The following is a 6,593-nucleotide window of genomic DNA, read 5'->3' as shown; positions in this document are numbered from 1 at the left end:
GGAACTCGTCCGTGTAGTTCTTCCTAGCCATCCCTTGGATTCTCGCTTCCCCAGCATCGTGCTGGAATCAGCGTGTCCAAGATCAGGGGTCAAGCGCCCCCCGTTCTTGAGAGACGACTTGCCAACCATCGGCTTGCCATTTCTTGACAGCACGGTCTTCCATGCCGCGGACGGCGCGGATGGTCTTGAGTTCGTAGTTGGTGTTGGTGCTGTTCGTCATGACCTGAGTCCCTAGTTCATGGCCGGGCGTGGCAGATCTGAGCATACTGATCTGTCAGGTTCGTCCCGAGGCCGCCTCTGGGCGCAGTCGCCGTAGAGAAGCAGGCGTTGGTGCGGCTAGGAAATGCTTGGACGCGGCCACAGGCTCGGCCGGGAAACGCCGATGTCACAGCGGTGTGCCTCTGGGGTGGCGACGGTCGGCTGTGCGCCGATGATGTCGGTGAAGCGAAGCTCGGGTCCTCCACTTCCCGCCAATGTCCTGAACGATATGGCGGATTTGGCCGATTTGGGCGAATATGGATCCATGAGCACCGCATCCGTACGAACGAGAGACCCGTTGGTCGTCGACCCGCCTCAGGACCTCAGTGAGATGCTTGAGCTCGCGCGATTCCTGGAGCATCACACCGCTCCTGCGCTGCTGCTTGGTCCTGATGGCGAGCAGATTCCGCTCCCGATGGTGGCGTACGACGTGCTCCGGCAGGTGGTGTCGGCGATGGAGCGCGGCGAGGCTGTCAGCGTCGAACCCATCGATCGGCAGCTGACGACCCAGCAGGCGGCAACCCTGCTCGGTATCAGCCGCAACACCCTGGTCCGGTTGCTCGATGAAGATGAACTGCCCTTCGAGCGGTTTGGCGAGTCCAGGCATCGCAGGTTGCGACTGCACGACGTTCTCGCATACCGCGACCGAAAGCGCGCTGACCGACGGAGCCGCTTGGACGAGCTCACCCGGCAAGCGGACGAGGACGGGCTATATGACGTCGATGCGGACGCCTATAAAGAGGCGTTGGCTGAGGCGCGGAAGCAGTCGTAGCGGTGGCGCGGTTCACGGCATTCCTCGATGCGTGTGTGATCGTGCCCCTTGCGCCGTGTGACACCATGCTCCGGATGGCTGACGCGGGTGCGTTTCGCCCGGTCTGGTCGCAGAATGTCCTCGTCGAAGCGCTCCGAGCGCTCGAGCGCATTCACCCGGATGTCGATCCGAGCCGGTTCCGTAGCCGGTTTCGATCAATGAACGAAGCCTTTGACGATGCGCTCGTCGAAGGCTGGGAGCCGCTCGCCAAGGGCATCGAACTGCCCGACCCGAACGATGCCCACGTTGTGGCGGCCGCACTTCTCGGCAGGGCCGACCTCATTGTCACCGAGAACGTGAAGGACTTCCCAGACTCCGTACTCGCTCCGCTGGGGCTTGAGGCCATCCGGACCGACGCGTTCCTCCTGGATCAGTTCGATCTCTCGCCGCGGGGTGCCTGCCGGATCGTGACGGAACAGGCGGCCGCTATGCGTCAGCCACCCGTGGAGCTCACCCAGCTGCTTGATCGGCTTTCACGAAGCGGAGTTCCTGGCTTCGCGCAGAAGGTCCGCGAGGCTCTGGAGAGCGACGCGTAGCATCGGACAGATGCTGCGCGGCGAGAATTTCGAGCGAAACCGCGACGAGATCCAGAGGGCTGCGCTCGAGGAGTTGCGCGCACTCGACGGGTCCCCGAAGAGCGCTGTTCAGATGCTGACGGGCGCAAGCGACGACGAGCGCGGTGGCTTCGGTCGATGACCGAGGGCCAGCGGTAACGCAGCGGTAACGGAATATCTGCGCGCGCGTGTTTTCGACTGTGCGCACATGTGCCGAACTTCCGCGGAATCACGCCGATCTCGCCGGTCGAGCCGGCATTCGTTGACCTGCGATAGGGGTTCAAATCCCACCGTCACCGCCATTGTCCTGAGCCGCGACCCGTTCACGAACGGGTCGCGGCTCAGGGCTTTTTCGTCTAGCCGCGGGTGAACAGGCCGAACACGAGCGACCGAGGCGCAACCAGGGCGATCGAGCGTCGCGCAGGAGAGGCCGCCAGCATCACCTGACCGCGAACCTCTCGAGCCGCCTGGGCGAGCGTCCCGCGCTCGGTCCCGCCGTCGCCGGGCCGCTGCCTCGACACCGTGCGAGCACCGGACAGTGCATACGACTCTCGTTCGATAGCCGACACGAGCACAGACATGGCGGTCGCATCAACGCCGTGCTCCCGCACGAGCCGGTCCCCGAGCATCCGCGGGGTGTCGCTACCTGCCACCCGGATGCCGAGATCTACCGCCGCATCCCGAACGACTGCCCATGCGGCCACCGCATCGCCGCGCGCGGCCGAAGCAAGCAACCGCCGCCGGCGCAGCTCAGCCACGACACCCGGCGCCGCCAGCAGAGCGAGTAGCCCGAGGGTGAAGGCTCCCCACCCCAAGGCCGCAAGGTTCCGCTGCAGAGGAAGGGGAACCGAGGCGTTCGGGGTGTCGAGGTTCTCGGAGAGGGCCGATCGCGTGGGCTGCGGCGTCGCCGACGGGGCGGATGACGCGGTCGGCGTGGGGTTGGCAGCCTCGTTCTGGGCGGCATCCGTGGCCGATCCGAACCGCGTCGCCGTCCCGAGACTGTTGGTCGGCTCGAACGCGACCCAGCCGATCCCGTCGAAGTACACCTCTGGCCACGCGTGAAGCTGTCCGCTGAGCACCGACCGCACGTTCTGCCCGTCAATGACAGTGCTCGTGTTGACGCCGGGCAGATAGCCGACCACGATCCGCGAGGGCATATCGAGGGTTCGCGCCATGAGTGCGAACGCCGACGCGTAGTGCACGCAGTACCCGGACTTCACCTCGAGGAATGCCGCTACGGCGTCAGCGCCTGACCCGTCGAACCCCTGCTCGACCGGGGCGTCGAGCGAGTACCGGAAGTCCGATCCGCGGAACCAGGACTGCATCGCGATCAGCGCGTCATAGTCGTTCGTGGTGCCGGCGGTGATCTCTCGCGCGGTCTGGGCGATGATCTCGGGGAGGTTGTCGGGCAGAGCGGATGCCGTGTCCCGAACCCGGTCAGGGTTGGCATCCGCTGCACGGATCTGGTCGAGGGTCGGTTCGGGAACGCGGGTCTCGACGACATACGACTGCCCCTGCGTCGCTCCGTTCTCGCCCACGACCGTCCGGTTCAGCGGCATCACGTTCCACGAACCCGACAGGCCTTCGACTCCCACAGCAGGGAAGGGCACCGGAAGCCAGGATGCGGAGAGGTCGGTGATCTCGACAGTCGTGGAGTAGTCGGCCACCTCGATGCCGGGACCGGTTTCGACATCGCCGAACGCGGCTCCGCCTTCCAAGGGAAGCGACCACGTGCGGTCGGGTTCCCAGACGGCGCCGGTGAACTCGCTGAGCGTTGCCACGCGCAGGTACGGAGGCAGCGGCGCGGTCGAGCGCATCCGCAGGACCTCGATCTGCTCGGGGCGACGCAGATCCTGCCCGAGTGAGAGGGATGCATCGATCCCGGCGGTCCCGCTCCCGGACGCAACCCGGGGGCCTGGCTGGGGGAGGGAGGGAGTGATCAGGAGGGTCGCGACGAGCGCGAGCGCGCCGATACCTGCTGCGACAGCGGAGGCGCCGCTTGCACGTCCTCCCCGAGGCTCCCGGCCGCGCGTCTCGGCGCGAAGCATCAGCAGCACGGCTGCTGCCAGTAGCGCGAACGACCAGAGGTTGACGGCGCTGGGCACCGCGAGCGCAGGAATCAACGACACCGTGAACAGGGCGACACCGGCCAGGAGTGGCATCCGCGCTGTCAACGCGATGTGATCCACGGCAATCGTGAACAGGCCGGCCGCCCCGACGACCAAGAAGCTCAACGCCGGAGTGGGGACCATGGGGGCCGCGCTGTAGAAGATCTCCTCGGATGCCGTCGCCACGAGGCCCGCTGCCTGATTCACGCTCGCAAAGACCGGGATGATTCCCCACAGAGCGGTCTCCCGCAGAAACACCACGGTGACCACGCCGATCGTGAGCGCCAGCTCGACGGCGCTGATGCCGATCGCCGACATCCGGGTGCGGCGAAGCAAAAACCCTGTGACCATGATGGCCGCCGACAGTGCGAGGGTTCCCCAGATCCAGGCGCCGGGCGCGATGACCCGGGTTACCGGTAGGAGCGCGGCAACGACCCCGATCATCACACCGATGGTCAGCAGGGCGTCCGAGCGTCCGCTTCGCATCCCCCGGCGGCGGGCGCTGCGGGCGGCTCGCCATCGTGTCGACCACCTCATCGCTTGTCGCCTTGATCTCGTGCGTCGTCCCACCATCCGGGCATCTCGGGTCCCGCCCGAATGGCCTGAACGCGCCACCCCAACTCCGCTGCTCGGTCGAAGGCGTCGGTGCTGGCGCCGGTGGCCAGCAGAATCGGCAGGGTCGTGTGCGCACCGATGGGGGCGAGGGCGGCGACATCAGCCTCAGAGACGGTGCCGGTGATGATCACGATCGGGCCACTACCGACTCGAGCGAAGGCGCGCGGCAAGTCATGGATGTTGTGCCCGGTTCCCGCGACGATCGTTGCACAGTCCGCGGCGAACGCGTCGAGGAGTGCCTTCTCGCCCGGTTCGATGGGCTCGTGGAGAGCGGTTCCGTCGCTGTCGAGGACGCTGACGGTGTAGCCGTCGCGCGAGAGTTGCGCCACAGCCGACACGGTCGTGACAACTGCCGCCTCGAAAGCGGGATCCTGCCCAGGCGCAGTAGCTGCCCCAGCGCCCCAGCGCGCGTCGTCCCGGTCGAGAACGACGACGGCATCCGGTGCTGCTTCGTTCTCTTCCTGGCGCACCATGAGGCCGTCGTGGTGAGCTGATGCGCGCCAGTGGATGCGGCGCATCGAGTCTCCCGGCTGGTAGGGCCGTGCCAGCAGGTTGTCCACGCCATGGCCTCGCTGGGTGTGGGTGGCGTGGAGCGCGCCTCCGGCAGTCGCCGTCATCGCGCGCAGCGCGGTCACCTCGACCTGCGCGGGAGCGACCCTGACCGATTCGGCATCGACAACCCGCACCGCACGACGGGCCAGCCCGAAGGGGTCTTCGGTGACCACCCGCAGCGGGCCGAGAGAGTGGGTGCCGCGCATGCTGGGCGTCACGCTGTAGGTCACCGTCGCGACGCGCTCGGCTCCGCTCCACGTCAGATCACCCTCGAGTTCGCCGATGAAGACCGGGTCGGCGAGTTCGTGCCACCGCCCCGATCTGCCCATCATGCGGTTCGGCGGTCGTAGCGTGACCGTGACCGTCGTGGGTTTGCCGACCGTCGAGACGTCAGGGACGATCCGTCGGGGTGTGGCGGCGGGAGCTGCCCGAAACCAGAGCGATGTGAGGCTCCCGGCGCACAGTACTGCCATGAGGACACCGAAGAACATGAGCTCGACAACGCCGGTCTCGCCCGCGATCACGAACGAGGCGATCGCAAGGATCAGGGCGCCGGTGCCCCGAAGCGTGAACGGCCACCAGTGCATGTCACCGGCGCGAGGCGAGGGGGACGCGGGCGCTTGCCGCGATCTGATCGAGGGCGCCCGCTACCGCTGCCTCGCCGTGATGGGCGCCGCCGGCTGCACGGGTGGCGATCAGGCGGTGGGCGAACACCGGATGCAGCAGGCCGGTGATGTCGTCGGGAATGACAAACGATCGGCCCTCCAGCGCGGCCGCCACCTTGGCGGCTCGCACCAGCTGCAGCGTCGCGCGCGGGCTCGCGCCGAGTTTCAGGTCAGGGTGAGCGCGGGTCGCCTGAGCGAGGGAAACGGTGTATTCCTCGATGGCCGGCGCCACGTGGATGTGTCGCGCCGCCACGATCAACTCCGCCACCTCGTGGGTCGTGACGACGGGGCGCACGGATTCGAGCGGGTTCACGGTCTCACGCTGACGGAGCATGAGCGTTTCGGCGCGAGCATCCGGGTACCCCATCGAAATCCGCATCGTGAACCTGTCACGCTGCGCTTCGGGAAGAGCGTAGGTCCCCTCCATTTCGAGAGGGTTCTGGGTGGCAACGACCAGGAACGGATGCGGCACGAGGTGCGTGTGGCCGTCGACGGTGACCTGCCGCTCTTCCATCGCTTCCAGAAGCGCGGACTGCGTCTTCGGGGAGGAGCGGTTGATCTCGTCGGCGATCACGATGTTGGCGAACACCGCTCCGGGCTTGAACTCGAACTCACGATCGATGGGGTTGAAGGCCGAAACGCCGGTGACGTCGCCCGGGAGCAGATCGGGAGTGAACTGGATGCGTCGCACGGCGGCATCGATGGATGCTGCCAGCGCTCGAGCGAGCATCGTCTTGCCGACGCCGGGCACATCCTCAATGAGGAGGTGCCCCTCGGCAAGCAGGCAGATGAGCGCACTGCGAGCTGCCTCCGGCTTACCGTCGATCACGGACGTGATAGCCCCGAGGATCGCGTCGGTGACCTCGGCGAATCGCTCCACGGCAACCCGCGGGCTTCCCGGGGCGACCTGATCCTCGCCGATGACGCTCTCGGTCATACCGCCCCCTCCGCCTGTGGGCGCGCCGCCTCGTCGGATACGCGGCGCCTCGTCGGTCGTTGCACAATCGTAACCTTCGCCGGTGGGCGCGGC

7 protein-coding genes are annotated in these 6,593 nt (G+C 67.0%); 3 read left to right on the top strand and 4 right to left on the bottom strand.

What is annotated here, in order from left to right; translation table 11 throughout:
- Positions 1–82: 82 nt before the first annotated feature.
- Complete coding sequence (locus tag Q1V87_RS15005; RefSeq protein WP_300594641.1) at positions 83–220, bottom strand: hypothetical protein; 138 nt, start codon at positions 218–220, stop codon at positions 83–85.
- Positions 221–523: 303 nt separating this feature from the next.
- Here Q1V87_RS15005 and Q1V87_RS15000 point away from each other — a divergent pair, with 303 nt between their 5' ends.
- From Q1V87_RS15000 to Q1V87_RS14990, 3 genes are read left to right on the top strand one after another with little or no spacing between them, the layout of a single operon-like run.
- A complete protein-coding gene (locus Q1V87_RS15000) occupies positions 524–1,030 on the top strand; it encodes a helix-turn-helix domain-containing protein (protein ID WP_300594638.1) in 507 nt (168 codons plus the stop codon).
- Between the two features lie 2 nt (positions 1,031–1,032).
- Entirely contained in the window at positions 1,033–1,605 is a 573-nt protein-coding gene (locus tag Q1V87_RS14995; protein ID WP_300594635.1) for a PIN domain-containing protein, read from the top strand.
- 10 nt (positions 1,606–1,615) lie between these two features.
- Entirely contained in the window at positions 1,616–1,765 is a 150-nt protein-coding gene (locus tag Q1V87_RS14990; RefSeq protein ID WP_300594632.1) for a hypothetical protein, read from the top strand.
- A 214-nt stretch (positions 1,766–1,979) separates the two neighbouring features.
- Here the strand turns inward: Q1V87_RS14990 and Q1V87_RS14985 are convergent, their stop codons facing one another.
- Genes Q1V87_RS14985 through Q1V87_RS14975 form a run of 3 tightly spaced genes read right to left on the bottom strand, consistent with a single transcriptional unit; the run spans position 1,980 to position 6,500 of the window.
- A complete protein-coding gene (locus Q1V87_RS14985; protein WP_300594630.1) occupies positions 1,980–4,268 on the bottom strand; it encodes a DUF3488 and transglutaminase-like domain-containing protein in 2,289 nt (762 codons plus the stop codon).
- A complete protein-coding gene (locus tag Q1V87_RS14980; RefSeq protein WP_300594627.1) occupies positions 4,265–5,485 on the bottom strand; it encodes a DUF58 domain-containing protein in 1,221 nt (406 codons plus the stop codon). Before Q1V87_RS14980 ends, Q1V87_RS14985 begins: the two co-directional genes overlap by 4 nt.
- A 1-nt stretch (position 5,486) precedes the next feature.
- A complete protein-coding gene (locus tag Q1V87_RS14975) occupies positions 5,487–6,500 on the bottom strand; it encodes a MoxR family ATPase (protein ID WP_300594625.1) in 1,014 nt (337 codons plus the stop codon).
- Positions 6,501–6,593: the final 93 nt, after the last annotated feature.

This window comes from Microbacterium sp. (assembly GCF_030149085.1).
Taxonomy (GTDB): Bacteria; Actinomycetota; Actinomycetes; order Actinomycetales; family Microbacteriaceae; genus Microbacterium.
Note: the sequence above shows the minus strand (reverse complement) of the source record. Positions and strands in the feature narration are given on the sequence as shown.

Bases quoted from the DNA above. Each gene is read 5' to 3' on its own strand.
- Q1V87_RS15005 (WP_300594641.1), bottom strand. From the start codon at position 220: ATGACGAACAGCACCAACACCAACTACGAACTCAAGACCATCCGCGCC.
- Q1V87_RS15000 (WP_300594638.1), top strand. From the start codon at position 524: ATGAGCACCGCATCCGTACGAACGAGAGACCCGTTGGTCGTCGACCCG.
- Q1V87_RS14990 (WP_300594632.1), top strand. From the start codon at position 1,616: ATGCTGCGCGGCGAGAATTTCGAGCGAAACCGCGACGAGATCCAGAGG.
- Q1V87_RS14985 (WP_300594630.1), bottom strand. From the start codon at position 4,268: ATGAGGTGGTCGACACGATGGCGAGCCGCCCGCAGCGCCCGCCGCCGG.
- Q1V87_RS14980 (WP_300594627.1), bottom strand. From the start codon at position 5,485: ATGCACTGGTGGCCGTTCACGCTTCGGGGCACCGGCGCCCTGATCCTT.
- Q1V87_RS14975 (WP_300594625.1), bottom strand. From the start codon at position 6,500: ATGACCGAGAGCGTCATCGGCGAGGATCAGGTCGCCCCGGGAAGCCCG.